The following is an 18,487-nucleotide window of genomic DNA, read 5'->3' as shown; positions in this document are numbered from 1 at the left end:
TCTAGGGCTAGTCCCCATGTCTTCGCAGCGCATCGCGGAACAATTGCTCCAGCTCCTCGTCGCTGCACTGCACCCTCCGGGCCGCCGCTACCGCCTCTTCGAGCGCCTGGATGACGTTCACGAGACGTTGGCGATCCCGGTCGGAGGCATCAACCTTGGCTACGAAGGTTCCCGTTCCTTGCTTCGTCCTGAGCAGCCCCTGCGCCTCCAAGTCCTGATAGACCCGCCGGATCGTAATGACGCTGCACTTGAGCTGCTGAGCGAACTCGCGAATCGACGGGAGCAGCGCTCCCTCCTCGAGCTGTCCGCTGACGATCAAGGCGCGAAGCTGCACTTCAATCTGATGATAGAGCGGCTCCGCGCTCTGTTCATTAATCTGTATCGTTCTCCACACGGCTTCACCACCTATCAGGACTTAATAGATATTACGGTGTTCGATCCTGCGGCGGATGAGCATATAGTTAGCTGCGACTATCCCAGCCCCCGCCAGCAATGCAACCAGCGGCAGCCACCAGACGCCCTGTGCTATCGCGCCCGCGATCTCCTCCAGCAGGCTGAACTGCGCATAGTGCAATCCGATCGCCAGTCCCAAGATACCAATCATATAGAGCATGGAAACTCCCATATACTGCTTGCCGGACACGCCCAGTTCGAAGATGAGAAAGGATGTACCTACACCAACGCCGTATCCATACCATGTTAGCGCGTTGCCGATCGCCGTCCACAGTCCCAGCTGATGGATCCAGCCGACGAACAGGAAGCTGACCGTAAACAGATACAGCCAACCGACGGTGAACACAATCAGAAACTGCACTATCCGGCTGCTGGCGATGATGTGCGAGGAGATCGGCAAGCTGCGCCAGTACGCCACCTTATGCGTATACGAGTCATCCGACATCACTCGCATCATCGTCCGCGACATCGCAAAGCCAAACATCGGGAGCAAGGAGAGATATAAAAAGTTGCCGATCCACGTTGAGTTGCCGTCAAAGGGCCTTGCATCTCCAGTTGCGACGATAATGATCACGATCAGGTAGCTATAGAACAACAGGCTGACCAAAAGCCCCCATCGTTCCTGCTTCAACTCATACATCGCAAACCGCCATATGCTTTGCCAGCTCGTCAAGGATTACACCACCTTAGTCATCATACTGTATATATCTTTATACACAGTATAATCACACCTTGTTGTATTGTCAACACAAAATAACCCCGCAACGTGGAGCTTCGCTTCGCAGCTTGCTCTTTCGTTGCGGGGGACCCTGTAGAAATAAATTTTTAAGCAAGAGAGCAGTCCATTGATCAGCCCTCACTGACTTTTTGAACAGCCTCGGAAACCACTGCCACCAAGTATCACGAATCAGTTGGTTGAGACATTGGCCTCATGTCCAAGCGAAACTGTGGAGTTGGAAGCATCGTGGTGAAAGGAAATAATTAAACCTGTTATTGGTATTAATGTTGCAAAGCAAATTCGGATAATAATGCCTGCCCTCAGTCAAGGAATCACTTCCTTTACGCGTGCTTAAATCTATTGAAGTATGGGGATAAAACAGTTCGAGCATGTGCCATTAAGTTGATTAATCACACGTTCTATTTGAGAATATAAAGCATCATTTCCAACATGCCCGCTGTGAACCCCCATAAGCATATTAGAATTGTAGACTGGCGCCCCACTATCGCCCCCAGTTCTAGAATAACTAGCTGCAATAAGATTACTTATAGCGCCATCAGATGGATAAGTAACTGTTCTGTTTAAACTTACAATTGTTCCTGAAGTTACAGTATTTGATGCCTGACCAGACATAAAAACAGCTTGTCCAACAATTGTTTGCGAAAGAGGCTGCCTAGTTGAAAAAAATCCGCCGTTACTAACAGTGGTGTATAGATTTCTTGTATATGTTAAATTTGTATTTTGCCCAATAGCCATAGCATCAACCCCATTACTAAACACTCTTTTAATGACTGTTCCAATATTATTACTTCCTTGCATGAAAGTTGTCCCTAGGCTACCACAATGAGCTGCAGTTATGGCATAATAACTTGGATTAGCTGCACCTGAGCGAGCATTAAATCCTAAAGTGCAAGTATTTATTCTAATACCTGCTTGCAAATTAGTGTAAGTCGCAGCGCGATTATCTGGCTGGCTAGGAGCAGAAATCTTTAATTCTATTCTATCTGAATAATAATCTTTGAACTTACGTTCTATTTCCTCATCGAGATTTTCAAGACCAACCTCTACAATTTGTTTTTTTAAATTTGTATCAATATAATGCACTTTTATTCCTTCTTCAGACAAGATATCTATGTCACTTGCAATTTTCATATGCAAATCATCTAATTCTTTTTCAGATGCTTCAGCTTCAAAAAAGTTAATTTCCCCTACTTCGCCAAACAGTTCTTTAACATTTTCCTGATCATAATTGCTCAACATTTCTTCACTATCTATTCCAATGTTAATACTCCCTCCGTCTGATTGGTCAATATACATCATTCCTAACTTGTCTTCATATTTTTCTTCAATATACCTTTTGAGGTTAGGAACGATTCTTTCTTGCTTCTCCAACCTGATATCCAATTCTCTCTCTTCTTGTGGGGTAAGATAGACTCCATACTTGGGTGATATCAGCATGACACTCGTCATTGTTTTAGCTGAAGCCATGCGTTGCTCTAATCCAAATTCCTTGCGAAATTTCAGATTAGCTTCGTGTTGAAGATTGTATGCGCTCTCTTCTTGATTAACAAAAAAAGAATTTGCCGATAAAGCTCCAGAAAATCCAAAAAACAAAACCGTTGACAATAACAAATAAGAAATTCTTTTCATAATCTCAACTCCTTTTTCGTTTTCTTGATTTTACCATACAAAAGCGCTTGTTTCCATATAATATAAGATTAGAAAATATTAATCTCTTTAATATCATCCTCATTAAATTTATGAATATAAGCTTTCCCTCACATGCTTTTCGATAAAAACAAGCTATCCCCTTTGGTTACAAAAAAGCCCTGATACTATTAAACATATTTTTGGTGAATACAAATAGCCTAATCCCTTCTGTTTAAAGAAAGGATTAGGCTATTAATTTTTAACTTAATTAGCTAAAATCCGGTGCTACGAGCCGTTGAAATCCAAACAAGCAAAAAATGAGTAGATTGTTGATATGTCATTCGTTGAAGAAAAACAGATAGCAATCTAAGGGAAAGAAGTCTGTTTCAATCGGTCTTAAATTTCTAACTATCTACAATCATTATGCTTATCAATGGTGTTGTTTCCTACATATAAGAATATAAATTTATTGAAATTCCGGATTGGTATTAGGCAATCCATCGTTCGACTCGCCATGTTCCTTTTTGTACCACTGGGTAAACACATACGCCAGAATCGCCCCGTACATAAACTCCTGCACGAGCTTCATAATGACGCCGCCCAGCTGCTGATCCTCGATCGGCGGCAAGAAGTTGAAAAACTCCGGCCCGCTGAATTGCTCGAGCAACCATCCCGTATCGCCGGGGATGCAATAGCCCATCGCCTGGACCCAGATCGCTGGATCGTTGTACATCGGGTAGAGCGGCTGCGGCGAGAAGATAATGAGCGCGCAAGCCGGAGTCAACAAGACGCCATTGGCAAAAATATAGCCCATTTTCTTGACGCCGTTCAGCCTCGTCCACTCGGGCACCGGACTGACGATCTGCCACCACATCATAAACGACGCGACCAGCAGCACGAAGTAATAGATGCGATGCAAGGTGAAGTTGAGCATCACATATTCGTGAACCTCCGGCACATGGTACACCGAGAACAAGACATTAAACAGCACCAACGTCACCAACGGATGCATCATCGGACGCAGCCGTTGCCAGAAGGGCTTGCTGAAGAACGCTCGCCACACGAAGGTGGGGAGGCCCAGCAAGATCATCGGCGGCACGACGAGATAGGAGATCGCCATATTCGTCATATGAAATGAGAAGATCATATGGCCTAGCAGCTCAAGCGGGCCGCCTTGGGCGAGGTAGTAGAGCAGCACACCGCCAAGAAACAGCAGCTTCTGCTTGAGCGTAGCGGCTGGCTCCGCCGGGAAATGCCGCTCGCGCCATGGGCCGATCAGGTAGAAATAGAGTATGATTAATGCTGCATAGAAGAACATGACGATCGGGCTCCACAATTCCTCAAAGCTGAAGTATTGTAATCCAAGCATTATGGATTCCCCTTTTTCATTCAGGTTTTCAAGCCAAACTTTGAAAAAAAGAGGAGGTCGCACATGACCCTCCTCTCTTCAAGCTATCCGACTGTTAAGCTTACCACCAAGTCCAGAATTGGGCCATGACGACCATCGAAAGCACGATGACGACGCCAAAGATGATGCCGATGATCGGGAGCAGATGCCCACGATCCTTCATATGCATCCAGAAAGCCATCTGGACGAAAATCTGGAGAATAGCCATCCCGACCAGTATGATGTACGTAAAGGTCGTGTTGATCTCTCCTGCAGCGACGACGGCAAAAGCAAGCACGGTCAGCAGGATCGAGAAAATGTAGGAGACAATATGCTTCTGCGGCCCCTCGACCCGATGCCGTTTGGCTTTGCCCTCAGCAGCAGCGTTGGAATGGTTGCCTGCCATCGCTTAGCCCACCTTTCCCATCAGATAGACGACGGTGAAGATGAATACCCACACGACGTCGACAAAGTGCCAGTAAAGACCGGCTACATAAATCTTCGGTGCAGTAACGGTATTGAGGCCCTTCTTGAACACTTGACCGATCAGGAGCGAGATCCAGGCGACGCCTAGCAAGACGTGAGCGCCGTGGAAGCCGACAAGCGTATAGAAGGATGAACTGAAGGCGCTCGTCGTAAAGCCGTGGCCTTCGTGAACGTAATGCCAGAACTCGTAGATCTCGACCCCAAGGAATGCGAAACCAAGGACAACCGTAACGATCAACCAGGTAATCATCGACTTGACGTTGTTGCGATGCATCGCCTGGATGGCGAACACGCTCGTCAAGCTGGATGTCAGGAGCAGGAACGTCGCGAATGCAACGAGCGGCAGCTGGAACAGCTCATTGGCTGTCGGGTTGCCATCGAGCACCTGGCCGCGCAGGGCCAGGTAGACGGAGAACAAGGTGCCGAACAATACCGTCTCACCGCCAAGGAATAGCCAGAAGCCGAGAACCTTATTGCGTCCTTCCAGGGTGGCCTTCTCAGGCTCATGAGGCAGTTGGCCGTCTACATGCGTATGCGCGCTCATGCTTTCACCCCTTTCTGAAGCTCATCAACCTCGATATGGTAGCCATGATCATCGTAGAGCGAGCGGAGCGTCATACATGTGAACACGATGACCAAGCCAGCGCCGCCGACGATGTATTGATGGAACATAAAGCCCAGGCCGCCGATGAACAGGCCCAGAGCCATGAAGAATGGCAGAATCGATGGCGACGGCATATGGATCGGACCGATCGGCTCAGCTGGCGTAACGGTTTTGTTGCCGTCCATTTTTTCCTTCCAGAGCGCGTCGTAGCCGCGTACGAGCGGCGTCTGCAGGAAGTTGTACTCCGGCGGAGGCGATGGGATCGTCCACTCCAGCGTACGGCCGTCTCCCCACGGATCTGCGGACAGCTTTTCTTTTCTTGCAGCTGTGATGACGATGTTGATGAGGAATACAATGGTACCGACGCCCATCAGCATCGCGCCGATCGTACTGACCAGGTTCATGCCGTTGAAGCCGAGGCCGTCCAGGTATTGATAGATCCGACGCGGCATCCCCATCAAGCCGAGGAAATGCTGGACGAAGAACGTCAGATGGAAGCCGATAAAGAACGTCCAGAACGTAATCTTGCCAAGCGTCTCGTTGAGAATCTTGCCGAACATCTTGGGCCACCAGTAATGCAGGCCGGCGAAGATACCAAGCACCAGGCCGCCTACGATAACGTAGTGGAAGTGAGCGACAACGAAATACGTATCATGATACTGGTAGTCAGCAGGCGCAGCTGCGAGCATAACGCCGGTGACGCCGCCCATAACGAACGTCGGCACAAAGCCGATGGCGAACAGGTTGGCGGTATTGAACGTGATCGAACCGCCCCACATCGTAAAAATCCAGTTGAAAATCTTGATCCCCGTAGGTACGGCAATCAGCATCGTGGCGATAGAGAACAGCGCGTTCGCTACCGGGCCAAGGCCGGTGGTGAACATATGGTGAGCCCATACCATGAAGCCGAGGAAGCCGATCAGCACGGTCGCGAATACCATCGAGCTGTAACCGAACAGCCGCTTGCGCGAGAACGTGGCGATAACCTCCGATATGATGCCGAACGCCGGCAAGATCAGGATATATACCTCAGGATGTCCGAAGATCCAGAAGATATGCTCCCACAGGACGACGTTGCCGCCCAGCTCGGGATTAAAGAAATTCGCGCTGAACAACCGGTCGAACATAAGCGCTGCCAGGCCGACCGTCAGAGCCGGGAAGGCGAACAGGATCAGCGCAGACGTAACGAAGATCGCCCAGGTAAACATTGGCATCCGCATAAAACTCATGCCCGGAGCGCGCATGTTGATAATCGTTACGAGGAAGTTAATCCCCCCGATCAGCGTACCGATACCTGAGATCTGCAAGCCGATGACATAGAAGTCAACGCCGTGCGTCTCACTGTACAACGGGCTGGCCAGCGGCACATAAGACGTCCAGCCCGCATTGGGCGCTCCGCCTGCGAACCAGCTGATGTTCAGCAGGATGCCGCCGAACAGGAACGTCCAGAAGCCTAGCGAGTTCAGAAATGGAAAGGCGACGTCGCGCGCGCCGATCTGCAGCGGCACGATCGCATTCATCAGAGCAAACAAGATCGGCATGGCCGCGAGGAAGATCATCGTCGTCCCGTGCATCGTGATCATCTGGTTAAACATATCCGCGCTTAAGAAGTCGTTCATTGGACGCCAGAGCTGGATCCGGATCAGGATGGCCTCAAGGCCGCCGATCAGGAAGAAGAATCCGCCCGCGAGCAAATACAGGATCCCGATTTTTTTATGGTCAACCGTTGTAATCCAGTCCATCAGACCGGTGTAGCGTTTGACCGTGTGTCCATGAGCCAAAGTTGGTACCTCCTTCTAACCCCGTGAATTAATAATCTAACTTCTGCTCTGCCAAATATTTGGCAATAGCATCTATTTCATCATCTGTCAGGTCCATTTGGCCCATTAAATTCCCTGGTTTAACTGCATCTGTATCTTTAAGCCAGCGTTTCAAATTCTCATAAACTGTGCCTTCATTTTTGTATTTCGCTTCTCCCTCAGGCACGTTAACAAGAATTCCAGCAATCGTCTCGCGGCTGCCGATCCCAGTTAAGTTAGGGTTAAGATCAATACCTTGTTCTCCAATTGCATGGCAATAAAGGCATTGGCTTGCCAGCAGTTCGGCTACAGCAGCATCCTCTGGCATGACGGCAGGCGCAGCCATCGCGGCTGTCCAGCGTTCGAAGGAAGCCTCATCGACCGCTTTCACTTTGAAGTCCATGTTGGCATGGGATGGTCCGCACAGCTCGGCGCACTTGCCGAGGAATACGCCTGTCCGATCCGCCTGGAAGTACATGCGGTTGACGTTGCCGGCAGGGTTGGTGTCGATCTTGCCTGCGAGCGACGGGATCCAGAACGAGTGGATAACGTCAGCCGTCTGCGCTTCGATGGAGATGATCTTGCCCTCAGGGATGATCAGGTCTTGCGCAGTGGTAATGCCGTATTGCGGATATTCGAACTCCCACCAGTATTGGTGCGCGGTCACCTTGACCTGGATCGCCTCTTCGTCCTTGCTGTAGTCCTTCGCCAGACCGAATACCGTCTGGATCGTAGGTACGCCGAGCACGACGAGCAGCATCAACGGGATGACGGTCCAGATGATCTCCAGCTTATGGTTGCCCTCCACCTGCACCGGGATCGTATCGTCTCCCTTGCGGCGGCGGAAGCGGATCAGCACGTAGATCGCAAGCGCGAATACGACGACGACCACGATTACCATGATGGAAATCGACAAAAGCATAAGTCCGTATTGTTGTTGTGCTACCGGCCCCTGCGGTCTGAGCGCGGACAGGTCCTCCCGGCCGCAGGCGGACAACAGAAGCGCAAGCCCTGCCAGCAGAGGCAGAAGCCGTGTTACTACAGGCCACCGTTTCATCATTGATCTACCCCACTTTAAACGTTTTCTACAGTTGGCGGTGCAATGCCCAGCGCTGGTTCCTCCAGCCAATAACACCCCTACAAAAGGCTAGCCCCGTCTACGCGGAGCTATCGGGTCGAGCTCGTCAATACTCGACAGTGTTATCGGTTGTTTGAAGCGCTTGGCTCGCCTGGATGCGAGCTGTTGCGGCATGCTGCATACTGCGTGTTTTGCCCAGATGACATGGCTATCCCAGCAAACAGAATCACTTTATTAAATATAAAGTTGAACCCCAACTTTGTCAATGATCACACCGCAGTTCACAAATTGTTCTCAAAGCTGTCAAACTCCCGGTTTTTCTAGCCTTCCAGCCTCTTCGCGAATCGCTCGGGGACGTCCTTTTCCTTCATTTATTGTGCGCCGATGCCATGGCCAATTATGTATGAAGCTCGTGCGCATAATTCACTTTGCGCTGCAAACCCTATCCTTACATTAAACTTAGTCCTTGCTTCCGAAGCATCTTCTCCTTCGGAAAGCCTTGGGTTGTAGGAGGAGCACTCATGAAGACAAAATCTGACGATCTCTGTAGAGCTGCGATGAAGCAACTGTACCTCATGTCCTGCCTCGTCGCCGCTATCCTGGCAATGACAACAATCACTGGCTGCAACTACACACGCAAGGTGCAAGACAGCGAATACGACTACGGCTCCCAACAAGCGAATGACCCCAAAATGCTCGGCGACCGCATGTACGGACCTGTAGGCAATCAGCCGGATCGGCATCAAAACAGTCATGTCGAATACAGTTATGCGCTCTCAAGGAAGCTGTCCAAGACGCAAGGGGTGGCGGCAGCCGTCGTTATGCTCACCGATAAAAATGCCTATGTCGGTCTGGTGCTCGACTGGACTGCCGTCGGCACCAAAAATAAGGGCGGCAGACAAGCTCAGGAACAAAACAACACCGGTAGCGGCAAAGGCGTCTACAACATCGAAAACGGCAGCCCGTTTTGGGATAATCGCGATCTTGTCACCCCTTTTAACTCGTACCTGTCGGTCAGCGATCATGAACGCATATCGGCCGAGCTCAAGCAGACGATCGCGGTCAAGCTCCGACAGCTCAGTCCGTATGTCCAGGAGGTGCATATCTCGGCCAATCGCCATTTCGTCAACGAACTGGTCGATTATGCGCGCGAGACGTGGATGGGCCGGCCGCTGCAGCCGTACCTGACCGAGTTCAACAAGCTGGCCGAGTACGAATTCGCAGACAGCGGCAAGCCGCCGATGCGGCTCAGACAGCTCAAGGCTAATGCTGCGGCTCAGCGCTGACGACGGGGAGCGCGAGGCCTGCGCGTCAGGATGCGCGGCCCTTCCTTTGTAATGGCCACCGTATGCTCGAACTGGGCGGCGCGGGCGCCGTCACGGGTCCGCACTGTCCAGCCATCCCTCGCAAGCCAGGTATCGGGCTGACCGACAGTAATAATCGGCTCGATCGTCAATGCCATGCCTTCCACCAGTCTGGCTCCAGTACCCGCTTGACCTGTCGGCGGCACCTGGGGCGGCTCGTGCAGCGACCGCCCGATGCCATGCCCGACGAAGCCCGGCAAGACGCGGCAGCCGGTCCTCGACACAAACGTCTCGATTGCGTGCCCGATGTCGCCGATGCGGTTCCCTGCCCGGGCTGCGACTAGACCGGCATAGAGCGCCCCTTTGGCCGTGCGCAGTAGATGCGCGCTTCGCGGATCGATGGCGCCGACCGGGTAGCTCCAGGCCGAATCTGCCAGCCAGCCGTCTCGCTCCACCACCAGGTCGAACGTCACCACATCCCCCTCGGTCAGCGGCCGCTCGTCCGGGAAGCCGTGACATGCGACATCATTTACAGATGCGCATGTGGCATAGGGATAGCCTTTATAGCCCTTTTGCGCCGCTTTTCCGTTGCGGCTGAGGATGTACCGCTCGATGCGCCGATCAATCTCGGCCGTGCTGATGCCTGGCGCCAGCCACCCCCTGATTTGGCGATGACATGCGGCGACGAGACGGCCCGCTCTCGCGATTCGTCTGATTTCCTCGCTAGTCTTTGCTTTCCCCATTGTTCAGCCTCCTATACTACGTCCCCCGTCAGACGCCTCTTTCTCTCACGCTATTCGAGCGAGCGACCGATTATTTCAAGGACAGGCCTCGATCCACGCACAAAAAAACCGCACCGAAAAAAGGGTGCAGTTGTTCAAGGTCTGGTCTATATACGCGATACGCGGCCGCGCGACGCGCCGGATTAGCTAACCGAATTGATCTTGCCGAGCTCGCGCTCCACAAGCATGGTCAACTCATCTTCATATCCGCCGGTTATCCGATATTTGCGGATATAATCCTTTACAAATTTTCTGGGGTCCTTCGGCTGAAAAATTCTCGTTAATTCACTCAGACTGTCCTTGACTTCATTATGGCTTCGTTTGGCCATGAAATCCCCTCCCGTAATATCGGATGGTCGTCCTAATGCAATGTACGAGTATACACAACATATCTTTCAGTTCAAGCGATCCACACGTTTGTGAAGGTCATCCATGGGTTAGATATTAAGTTATATTTCCTGCCACCATTATAGCAGTTCCCTCCGGTTCTGAATAGTCTGACATCTGCCCGCCTATCCTTCCTTCCGGTCGGTAAACAGCCGCTCCTCTCGCTCCGCCGCCTGGTGACGCTCCTCCTCTATAGACGTCTGCTCGTCTGCCGAAGTTGCAGAGATCAGGCGAAAATAAGCGTAGACGCCGGCAACGGCCACGATAATGCCAAAGGCCACAAGCAGCCAGGTCATCCATCCATCCACCATGATCCGTCGCCCCCTCGTCTAGCTTATCATGCCCCATTTGCAGTACGTTAATTATACCAAATGTGAGGCAAACGTTTCAATCGGAGACCCGATTCATTATATGTGTCCATTACGTGCAGGATGCCAGTACCAGCGACTAATCGCGAGAACCTATCCGTCCATCCGAACATTGCAGACGATACAGCTGTCGTCACGGCAGACGATCGAGCAGGTCCTCGAGGCTGAACTCACTCTTCAGCGCGATGCGGACACCGTCCGACTCAAACGTCACCTCCCCGATCTCGAGAAAATCGGGCAACTGATCCGCAAATGAAAAGCGAAGCGTATCCAATTGGTCGGAGGGCAGACGAATCGAGCGAACATGCAACGACTCCGGTTCGGCAACCAGCGCAGGCGCTTGCCAGGACAGACGGTATGCGGCCACTACGCCGATCGGTATCTGCTCGCGGTACATCACGTTAGCATGAACGATCGCCCGATCGCCAGACAGCTCGATACGCGCGCCTGTTATCTCTGCCTCGGCCGTAACCTTTGGTTTAGCCTGCAGCTCGCTTTTGATCAGCGATTCCACATCCGCCTCGGTCAACAACAGCTCCAGTCGTCCTCCTCGGAGCAACTCCTGCGCCTTGTCGCCCAGACGCAACGGCTCCGCAGCCAGGTCCAGCGACTCTTGAGGCGCGACATAGCGAAGGCCGCCCCACAGGCCCAAGCCCAAAAGCACGATCAGCAGCAGCAGGCCGATCAACAGCCTTTGGAGCCATTTCATCATGTACGTATCCTCTTTCAAGAAGTTTTTTATTTTTACCTATCTATATAAACACAATTCGTCCTCTCGAAACGCGAATCAAGAATTTGGTACAAAATGGACGATATGCAGCTCCTGCATCACGCTAAGATCATAAAACCGCTCTCCTGCCCTGACCAACGGATTGGCGGGGTCATGAAGATGAACGGAAATGACCGTGCCGATCTGCCCGTCGCTCAGGATGACCTGACTGCCAATCATCGTCTCCATCATCTTGCGAGCGAATACAGCGACAACGCTTGCGTCGAATTGGCTAAATGCCGAATGGGCAATTTCCTTGATGACCTGGTAGAAGGGCAGCTCGTTTTTGTAGACGCGTTTGGAGAGCATCGCATGGAACACGTCCGCGACTGCGATAATACGGCTCGGCCGATCGATCTCCTCGCCCTTCAGCCCATACGGATAGCCGCTGCCGTCGAGCCGTTCATGATGACGGAGCGCGACACGCGCGACGTCCTCCTCGACCCCTTCTTCGCCGCGCAGCATCTCGTAGCCATAGACGGTATGCCGCTTCATCTCGGCGAACTCCTCCTCCGTCAGCCGTCCCGGCTTGTTGAGGATCTCCGCAGGCACGCGCAGCTTGCCCACATCATGGAGCAACCCGCCAGCGGCGATCAGACCAATCTCCTCCTCCGACAGTCGCAGCCATTGGCCGATCAGTACCCCGACCATCGCGACAGCGATGCTGTGCCGGCAGGTGACGTCGTCCTCGAGCTGCAGCCGGTTGAGCATCTGGTAGAGCATACCCGCCTCAGCGCTCTGGCGGATCGTCGGCACGACATGGACGCGGATATCGTCGACGACGAGTTGTCCGCTCTCCCTCGCGAAGTGGAAGATCCCCTTCATCTCCTTCACCGCATGCTCGACAACCCGATCGATCGTATCGGCGCGCGACTCTACATCCTCCGCTTGCAGCTCGACGCCCAGTTGTATGAGCTTGCGCAGCATTTGCTCGGTCAGTACCGTGTGCGCCGGACAAGCCAATACGTCTTGTTTGGTGTATATATTTTTGTTCAGTCTCCGCCCGACCAATGCTTGCATGTGACTCCACTGCGCATCAGGCATGATCCGGTTCCTCGTTTCTATCCAGCGTTGAATGCATCACCAGGCGATTTTGCCGCACCCGGAATTCCATATGCTCCACCGGCTCCAATATATCCTTGGCAAACCGTCCGACCGCGACCCGGCCTTCGTACATATGGGAGACGACGATCTTCTCCCCCGCCTTGAGCATCGTGCTGCCCCCTGACTTGCCGCCGACGGTCATCGCCAGGATCGCCCCTTCCGCCTCGAGCTGCGAGCCCCGGCAGACCGCTTCCTGGTCATGGAATACGATATTGCCTTTGGAGAATAGCTGGCTCTGGATGACGCCTTGCTTTTTGATGACGATATCGCCGCCCGACATGATGCTGGTCATGTTGCATTGCTGCAACTCGGTGCGCACGTTCAACTCCTCGCATCGCTTGATGGAGTCAACGGTTTCGATCAGGATAAATTGCAGCTCGTCGAGCATCTTGTTCAGATTGACCTCTACCACGACCGGCCGTTGCATCAGCTCCAGCAGCTTGTTTTTCAGCACGCCGAGCTGTCCGTTCTGGATCTGCTGGATGTTAGAGATACAAAGCAGGATTTCCTTGATGGTGAGGGGGATTTGCTTGAACTTCGTTTCCAGCAGCAGTTGGAACATCTGCCGCGGCGATACCGTCTGTTTGCGAGCCTCTGCCAGTGCGCTCAGTTGCTTCATCGTATTGCGCATCAGCTGCAGCTGACTGTTAAGGCTGCCCGAGTGTGTGCAGAGCCGGTTGAAGAGCACGCCGTAATGACCCGAATACAGATGGCTGCCGATCGCATTGCCTTTGATGTAGATGCTGCCCGTCGCCGTCGCCGTCGCGCGGTAGACGTTGCCCATCACATAGATATCGCCTAGCGCTTCGACGATCATGCCGTCGCATATATTGCCATAGATGATCACATCGCCGGAGAAGACGATGTTGCCCGTCTTCATATCTACGTCGCCCGGCAGGACATGCGTGGTTGTGATGTCGATCAGCTTGATGCGCTCGCCGGTAATCCGCGGTCTGCCTTCCTTGAGCGCGTAAGCCTCGTAATTAGTAATGCGAATATGATTTTTGGCTACCATCATGATGTCCTTGGCACGAGGCGGATCGATAGGCGCGCCAAATACGTCATTCCCTGGAGCCCCCGGGACCAGCGGTATTTTGCGAGCGACGAGGTCGTTCGCCTTCACCGACGGAATCTTCAGATGATTGCGATAATCGATCATCCCGTTGACTTCCTCAAACTCGCTAACGATCTGTTCCTTAAAATAAATCTCGAGCGAGGCGTCTCGCCCCAATGTCGGCTCCTTGCCGATAGCGATCAGCACCGGCTGGTAGGTCGGCTGGTCGAGCTCGCGCTGGATCGCCTGATAATCGACCTGCACCAGCTTGGACTGCTCCAGCTCGGGCACGATGTCGATCAAGGTCAACCGCTGAGGCAGCGCATAAGGCACCGGCTCGGCCTGGACGAGCAGATCGGTGCTGACCGGCGTATCCTGCAGCCGCAGGACCCGGCATTCCCGGGCCATCAGCACGAACCAGGCGCGCATCTTGTCCGGCGAATACTTGATCTGGAACTGCGGCGTCTCCTCCAGCTCCCACTCGACGAGATCGTCAGGGCGTACCTGGCGTCGTCCGCTCAGCAGCTCGCCGTTGATCTTCAATCGCAATGGAGGCGCGGCCTCGATGAACGGATCCTCGCCCTCTTCGCCGGCGGAGATGAGGTGAATCCGATTATCCTCGACCTTCAGATAAGAGCGCATACCAATAGAGGGAGGCCGCGAATCGTGCATGGCTCCCTCATCCTCTTCCAATTCTAACTGGCTGATCAACTCGAACAGTTGATCCTCCGACATCCGAGAAGACATAGGAATCACATTCCTTCCACGCAAAATAAACAGCAAAGCCAACCCACATAGAAAGGGATAGCTTTGCTGTTCTACTAGTCCCTACTATTCGGTAACTCAGCCACCGATAGGATCCTCGCCGGACCCCTTAGGTCTGTAGCTTTGCGTCCCCGACTTTCGCCGGGTTTGCCTTTTTCGCAGTAGAATTCATATGATATCTTAGTTCTTCATGACTATAAATAATCACGCCAAAATTCGACACATAGTCTATAAGTATTATAGACAACTGGTAAAATGGTGTCAATCGCCATTTGTCATAATTATTTACATCGGATTCCAGTAGTGCCGGAGCGTGCCTGTGTCCAGTTCGCTACAAGTTCGGGCGACCTCCAGGGCACGTATATGCCCCCTCGAGAAGGGGCCTTGTCATCCAATGAAAGTTTGCGCACTTGTGAATGCGTCCACGCGGCGCGGCACTAATTCGCGCTGCCATACCCGCTCACGAGCACCGTCATCGTATATTGCGGCGTCCCGCGATCCGAAGTCTGGGCCCCGTCGCCGTCCTCCGCCTGTGACCCAGCCGATTGGGCCTCTCCAGGAGACAGCTTGCGGTAATGCCACTCCGTAATCGACAGCAGCCGCTCGGTCTGCTGGATATCTCCGAGCAACTGCAGTAGCTGCGGCAACGCGCCTTGCACGGTCAGCTCGATCTCGGCTTGCCGCAGCGGACCAGCTAGATCCGCCTGGGGCGCGGAGACGGCTGTCTTGCGCTGACTGATATCCCCGACGCTCAGACCGGCGCTCTCGGCCAGCCCCAGCAGTTCCTCCAGCATGCCTGCCAGATCCAGCCCTTGCGGGATACGCGCCGACGGATCTGCAGCAGCAGCCTCAACGTCGCCGCCTCGGTCCTGAGCAAGCTGATGCAGCTGCGCCAGCTCCTGCTCCAGTTGATCCCGCGCCGCCAGCTGTGACGAGGTCTCTCGCCACTGCGGGAGGACGCCGCCGACCAGTATCGCGACCAGCGCGAGCAGCGCCGCGCAACCGGTGAGCAGCAGCCTTACAGGCGCCTCCTTGCGACGCCACTTCTCTACGAGCCTCCGATACCCGCTCATCTCTCCACCCCCTCGCGACCTGCCAGCGTCATCGACAGGATCAGCCGGATGACCGGCTTGGCGCTCGCCCCTTCAGCGCCGCCACTGCCTGTTCGACGGCTCGCATCGCGCTTCCACATGTCGATATTGACCGTCTCGAACAACGGCAGCCGCTCCACCGCACGGACGAATGACAGCGCCGACGTCTCATCGCCAAATTCGTACTCGGCGCTTAGCTCTCCCGCTGCGTTGACGCCCATATTGGCCACACGCGCCGCCTCCGGCAACGGGTCGATCAGCGACGTCAGCACCGGCAGCCAATCCCGCTGCCCGGCCTCCAGCTCGCGGAGCAGCGTAGCGATGGCGCTCTGCTCCTTCGCCGCTGGGAGCGCGGCCAGCTCCGCCTCCAGCCGGCTCCGCTCCGCTCCCCACTCCGCCAGCTGCTGCGCCGCCAGCTCGCGGTCAGCCGCCCACGCGTAGAGGAGCATGGCCTGCCAGAGCAATAGCAGTCCCGCTGCAGCCGCGATACCGACCGGCAGCGTCAGCCGATAGCGGACAACAAACGGCTTGCGGGGCAGCAGGTTGATCTCTCGTCTCATCGCTGCTTACCCCTAAGCGCCAGTCCAAGCGGCACCGCATAGCGCGAGCTGTCCCAGCCGCCGGCGTCCGCCGGTGTCGGCTCCGCCCACGCCAGCAGGCTGACCGGCAGCGTCATGCCGCGCGCCAGCCGCTCGGTTAGCTCCTCTAGCCCCGCGATATCGCCGCTGACGATGACCGCATGGAACTGCTCCTCGCGGTGATGCAGCGAATATCGATAAAAGTTGATCAGCCGCTCCAGCTCGGAGATCAGCTCCTGCGCCGTATTGGCGAAGCTCATCTGCGGACTGAGCAGCGCCGCGAACGGATCGTCGGGATCGCTCGAGGTCTCCTCGCCCGGCGCGTCGAATCGGATCTCGACGTTGCGGGTCACCTTGATCACGCCGTGATCAATGATCGAGAGATCGCTGTTGTCTCGCTTCACATCAACCATCAGCCAGACGCCGCTCCGCTCCAGACCGGCGCGCTGCACCAGCCGCAGCAGCGAGAACGCCTTGACCTCCATGCTGCTCGGCTGCAGTCCCGCCTCCTCCAGCAGACCCGCATAGGTATCCAGCAGCTCCAGCGGCGCAGCGAGCAGCATCACCTCGCGCAGACGGTTATCGGTCTGAGCCGCTGCGTCGTCCGCCGAGAGCCAATCGTCCTGAGCGCCCGCGGCCTCCTCCTGCCCATCCGTACGGACCGGCTGGATGACGAAGTCGAATCCGGGCTGCTCGAAGGGCAGATGGAGCCGATGATTCAGCTCGAACTGGATCAGCTTGCGCATCTCCTTGTCCGGGACATCCGGCATGCGGATCATCCGGATCATCACCGTCTGGCTCGGCAGCGCCAGGTGGACGGAGCGCCCTCTCCACCGGGCTGCGCCGACAGCCTGCTTCAGGGCGGCGGCGAGCGCCGCGCGATCCTTGATCCGCCCGTCATCCATCGCGCCTGTCGGCAGCTCCTCGGTCACATAGTTCAACACGCGCACCTGCCCCTGCCTCTGCTCGATCTCGCACATCCGGATGCGATCTTCGCCGATCTCGATGCCACGTGCGGTATGGCTCCCCCATGGGAGCTTCCACGCTCTCTGCTTCTGCTTCTGCTTCATGCCGATCCCCTCATCTGACGACCTGGATGTCAGGCGTTTTGTATTGGATGCACAGGGCGTCCTTGCCCGAGCCCCACTGATACCAGTTAGGGAAGGACGTTCGCCGTCCCGCATAAAATCCGCCCAACCGGTTGCTCGCGCTGTGTATATTATTGTTGAACGAGATATCCTCCAGCGCCATCAGGAAGCCCTCCGCCCGCAAGGCGCCTGTGATGCTCTCGAAGCTGATCGAGCCGTAGCTGATCATATCCTTGCCGATCTCCAGCCGCGCGACGGTATTGGAGAAGCGAATCTCGCTGCGGGCGATGATCGAGCCGCCGACGGTTACCTTCTCCTTGACGTCTGCGAACACCAGCACATCGCTCGTGTAGACGGACTGGCCGACCTGCAGCGAGCGCAGCGAACGCAGGTCGATCGTCCCGCCCACCACCATATGCCCGCCGATCTGCCAATCGACAACCTCCGAGGCAACCATGATGCTGCTGTTCGTAATGAGCGAGCCTCCCAGGTTGACTACCTTGACCTCTCCGCCAAAGACAAGCGTCGGCGCGCTGACGGAGCCGCTCACCCGCATCGTTCCGGTGCCGTTCATCGTCAGGCGCGCGCCAGAGATGAGCGAGCCAGGCGCTGAACCCGGAACGATCCCCCCGTCCTGCCAGCGGCCGACGTTGAACTCGGCCACATAACCGCCAAACGTCAGATCGGAGGCTGCGCTGATCGTACCGCCGACGGTCATCGTATGGATCCGGGGGAAGACGAGACGCGCCGCCGAGACGAGATCGCCGCCGACCGTCAGCCGCTCCATATTGTTGCTGAAGACGGCATCGCCCCGCACCAGGACGCTGCCCCCTACCGCCATCTCATGATAGATCTGCTGAATCTCGAGCTGTCCGCCTACTCTCACATCGCCTTGCACCGTCAGCTTGCGGCCGCTGACAGTCAGCTTGCCCCCTACGATCAGATCGCCCTCGATCAGCACCTCGTCGCCGATCTGGCCCAAGGTCATATCGCCTCGGACGCGCAGATCGCCCTGGATGACC

The 18,487-nt window shown here is 54.7% G+C and carries 19 protein-coding genes and 1 riboswitch; of the genes, 1 reads left to right on the top strand and 18 read right to left on the bottom strand.

Translation table 11 applies throughout. The annotated features are described in order from the left end of the window. Nucleotides 1–7: 7 nt before the first annotated feature. The 8 genes from PA598K_RS26595 to coxB all read right to left on the bottom strand — a co-directional run bounded on the left by PA598K_RS26595 (nucleotide 8) and on the right by coxB (nucleotide 8,157). On the bottom strand, nucleotides 8–394 hold the full coding sequence (locus tag PA598K_RS26595) for a GntR family transcriptional regulator (RefSeq protein WP_128659851.1): 387 nt from the start codon (nucleotides 392–394) through the stop codon (nucleotides 8–10). 21 nt (nucleotides 395–415) lie between these two features. Next, nucleotides 416–1,126, bottom strand: a complete 711-nt coding sequence (locus PA598K_RS26590; protein WP_128659850.1) for a hypothetical protein — start codon at nucleotides 1,124–1,126, stop codon at nucleotides 416–418. 402 nt (nucleotides 1,127–1,528) lie between these two features. Continuing rightward, nucleotides 1,529–2,821 (bottom strand): S1 family peptidase, encoded by a 1,293-nt coding sequence (locus PA598K_RS26585; protein WP_128659849.1) that lies wholly within the window; start codon nucleotides 2,819–2,821, stop codon nucleotides 1,529–1,531. A 466-nt stretch (nucleotides 2,822–3,287) separates the two neighbouring features. After that, nucleotides 3,288–4,190 carry a cytochrome c oxidase assembly factor CtaG gene (gene ctaG / locus PA598K_RS26580; protein ID WP_128659848.1) on the bottom strand — a complete coding sequence of 301 codons (903 nt, stop codon included), beginning with the start codon at nucleotides 4,188–4,190 and terminating at the stop codon, nucleotides 3,288–3,290. Between the two features lie 100 nt (nucleotides 4,191–4,290). Beyond that, a complete protein-coding gene (locus PA598K_RS26575; RefSeq protein ID WP_128659847.1) occupies nucleotides 4,291–4,614 on the bottom strand; it encodes a cytochrome C oxidase subunit IV family protein in 324 nt (107 codons plus the stop codon). Between the two features lie 3 nt (nucleotides 4,615–4,617). After that, nucleotides 4,618–5,238 (bottom strand): cytochrome (ubi)quinol oxidase subunit III, encoded by a 621-nt coding sequence (locus PA598K_RS26570; RefSeq protein ID WP_128659846.1) that lies wholly within the window; start codon nucleotides 5,236–5,238, stop codon nucleotides 4,618–4,620. Beyond that, a complete protein-coding gene (gene ctaD, locus PA598K_RS26565) occupies nucleotides 5,235–7,040 on the bottom strand; it encodes a cytochrome c oxidase subunit I (RefSeq protein WP_128659878.1) in 1,806 nt (601 codons plus the stop codon). The genes PA598K_RS26570 and ctaD overlap by 4 nt, the downstream gene beginning before the upstream one ends. 67 nt (nucleotides 7,041–7,107) lie before the next feature. Next, nucleotides 7,108–8,157, bottom strand: a complete 1,050-nt coding sequence (gene coxB / locus PA598K_RS26560; protein WP_128659845.1) for a cytochrome c oxidase subunit II — start codon at nucleotides 8,155–8,157, stop codon at nucleotides 7,108–7,110. Between the two features lie 539 nt (nucleotides 8,158–8,696). Here coxB and PA598K_RS26555 point away from each other — a divergent pair. Then, nucleotides 8,697–9,461: a hypothetical protein gene (locus tag PA598K_RS26555; RefSeq protein WP_260405629.1), complete on the top strand. Its 765-nt coding sequence runs from the start codon at nucleotides 8,697–8,699 to the stop codon at nucleotides 9,459–9,461. Here PA598K_RS26555 and map read toward each other — a convergent pair. The 10 genes from map to PA598K_RS36550 form a co-directional block, all read right to left on the bottom strand. Continuing rightward, nucleotides 9,452–10,222, bottom strand: a complete 771-nt coding sequence (gene map, locus PA598K_RS26550) for a type I methionyl aminopeptidase (RefSeq protein ID WP_128659844.1) — start codon at nucleotides 10,220–10,222, stop codon at nucleotides 9,452–9,454. The genes PA598K_RS26555 and map overlap by 10 nt on opposite strands. Before the next feature lie 182 nt (nucleotides 10,223–10,404). Continuing rightward, a complete protein-coding gene (locus PA598K_RS26545) occupies nucleotides 10,405–10,590 on the bottom strand; it encodes a hypothetical protein (RefSeq protein WP_128659843.1) in 186 nt (61 codons plus the stop codon). Between the two features lie 183 nt (nucleotides 10,591–10,773). Further along, on the bottom strand, nucleotides 10,774–10,959 hold the full coding sequence (locus PA598K_RS26540; protein ID WP_128659842.1) for a hypothetical protein: 186 nt from the start codon (nucleotides 10,957–10,959) through the stop codon (nucleotides 10,774–10,776). A gap of 190 nt (nucleotides 10,960–11,149) precedes the next feature. Next, the gene (locus PA598K_RS26535; RefSeq protein ID WP_128659841.1) at nucleotides 11,150–11,728 is read right to left on the bottom strand and encodes a hypothetical protein; all 579 of its coding nucleotides are present in this window, start codon (nucleotides 11,726–11,728) and stop codon (nucleotides 11,150–11,152) included. 75 nt (nucleotides 11,729–11,803) lie between these two features. Next, complete coding sequence (locus tag PA598K_RS26530; protein WP_128659840.1) at nucleotides 11,804–12,829, bottom strand: HD-GYP domain-containing protein; 1,026 nt, start codon at nucleotides 12,827–12,829, stop codon at nucleotides 11,804–11,806. Continuing rightward, on the bottom strand, nucleotides 12,822–14,690 hold the full coding sequence (locus tag PA598K_RS26525) for a DUF342 domain-containing protein (protein WP_128659839.1): 1,869 nt from the start codon (nucleotides 14,688–14,690) through the stop codon (nucleotides 12,822–12,824). Before PA598K_RS26525 ends, PA598K_RS26530 begins: the two co-directional genes overlap by 8 nt. Nucleotides 14,691–14,777: 87 nt before the next feature. Beyond that, a riboswitch (cyclic di-GMP riboswitch) is annotated at nucleotides 14,778–14,870 on the bottom strand. Between the two features lie 275 nt (nucleotides 14,871–15,145). Continuing rightward, entirely contained in the window at nucleotides 15,146–15,781 is a 636-nt protein-coding gene (locus tag PA598K_RS26520) for a hypothetical protein (protein ID WP_128659838.1), read from the bottom strand. Continuing rightward, entirely contained in the window at nucleotides 15,778–16,359 is a 582-nt protein-coding gene (locus tag PA598K_RS26515) for a hypothetical protein (protein WP_128659837.1), read from the bottom strand. The genes PA598K_RS26520 and PA598K_RS26515 overlap by 4 nt, the downstream gene beginning before the upstream one ends. Then, complete coding sequence (gene pilM, locus PA598K_RS26510; protein WP_185602243.1) at nucleotides 16,356–17,447, bottom strand: type IV pilus biogenesis protein PilM; 1,092 nt, start codon at nucleotides 17,445–17,447, stop codon at nucleotides 16,356–16,358. The genes PA598K_RS26515 and pilM overlap by 4 nt, the downstream gene beginning before the upstream one ends. Nucleotides 17,448–17,457: 10 nt before the next feature. Further along, nucleotides 17,458–18,487: hypothetical protein (locus tag PA598K_RS36550; protein WP_185602242.1), on the bottom strand; the 1,030-nt coding region annotated here is incomplete at its 5' end.

Origin of the sequence: Paenibacillus sp. 598K, from assembly GCF_003851045.1 — a bacterium.
Classification (GTDB): domain Bacteria; phylum Bacillota; class Bacilli; order Paenibacillales; family Paenibacillaceae; genus Paenibacillus_D.
The sequence above is the reverse complement of the archived record's forward strand: the minus strand, read 5'-3'. Positions and strand labels throughout refer to the sequence as shown.

Excerpts from the sequence above, each read along its gene's own strand:
- PA598K_RS26515 (WP_128659837.1), bottom strand. The coding sequence starts at position 16,359 with ATGAGACGAGAGATCAACCTGCTGCCCCGCAAGCCGTTTGTTGTCCGC.
- ctaG (WP_128659848.1), bottom strand. The coding sequence starts at position 4,190 with ATGCTTGGATTACAATACTTCAGCTTTGAGGAATTGTGGAGCCCGATC.
- PA598K_RS26545 (WP_128659843.1), bottom strand. The coding sequence starts at position 10,590 with ATGGCCAAACGAAGCCATAATGAAGTCAAGGACAGTCTGAGTGAATTA.
- ctaD (WP_128659878.1), bottom strand. The coding sequence starts at position 7,040 with ATGGACTGGATTACAACGGTTGACCATAAAAAAATCGGGATCCTGTAT.
- pilM (WP_185602243.1), bottom strand. The coding sequence starts at position 17,447 with ATGAAGCAGAAGCAGAAGCAGAGAGCGTGGAAGCTCCCATGGGGGAGC.
- PA598K_RS26575 (WP_128659847.1), bottom strand. The coding sequence starts at position 4,614 with ATGGCAGGCAACCATTCCAACGCTGCTGCTGAGGGCAAAGCCAAACGG.
- PA598K_RS26525 (WP_128659839.1), bottom strand. The coding sequence starts at position 14,690 with ATGTCTTCTCGGATGTCGGAGGATCAACTGTTCGAGTTGATCAGCCAG.
- PA598K_RS26540 (WP_128659842.1), bottom strand. The coding sequence starts at position 10,959 with ATGGTGGATGGATGGATGACCTGGCTGCTTGTGGCCTTTGGCATTATC.
- PA598K_RS26535 (WP_128659841.1), bottom strand. The coding sequence starts at position 11,728 with ATGATGAAATGGCTCCAAAGGCTGTTGATCGGCCTGCTGCTGCTGATC.
- PA598K_RS26585 (WP_128659849.1), bottom strand. The coding sequence starts at position 2,821 with ATGAAAAGAATTTCTTATTTGTTATTGTCAACGGTTTTGTTTTTTGGA.
- map (WP_128659844.1), bottom strand. The coding sequence starts at position 10,222 with ATGGGGAAAGCAAAGACTAGCGAGGAAATCAGACGAATCGCGAGAGCG.
- PA598K_RS26555 (WP_260405629.1), top strand. The coding sequence starts at position 8,697 with ATGAAGACAAAATCTGACGATCTCTGTAGAGCTGCGATGAAGCAACTG.
- PA598K_RS26570 (WP_128659846.1), bottom strand. The coding sequence starts at position 5,238 with ATGAGCGCGCATACGCATGTAGACGGCCAACTGCCTCATGAGCCTGAG.
- PA598K_RS26530 (WP_128659840.1), bottom strand. The coding sequence starts at position 12,829 with ATGCCTGATGCGCAGTGGAGTCACATGCAAGCATTGGTCGGGCGGAGA.
- PA598K_RS26520 (WP_128659838.1), bottom strand. The coding sequence starts at position 15,781 with ATGAGCGGGTATCGGAGGCTCGTAGAGAAGTGGCGTCGCAAGGAGGCG.
- coxB (WP_128659845.1), bottom strand. The coding sequence starts at position 8,157 with ATGATGAAACGGTGGCCTGTAGTAACACGGCTTCTGCCTCTGCTGGCA.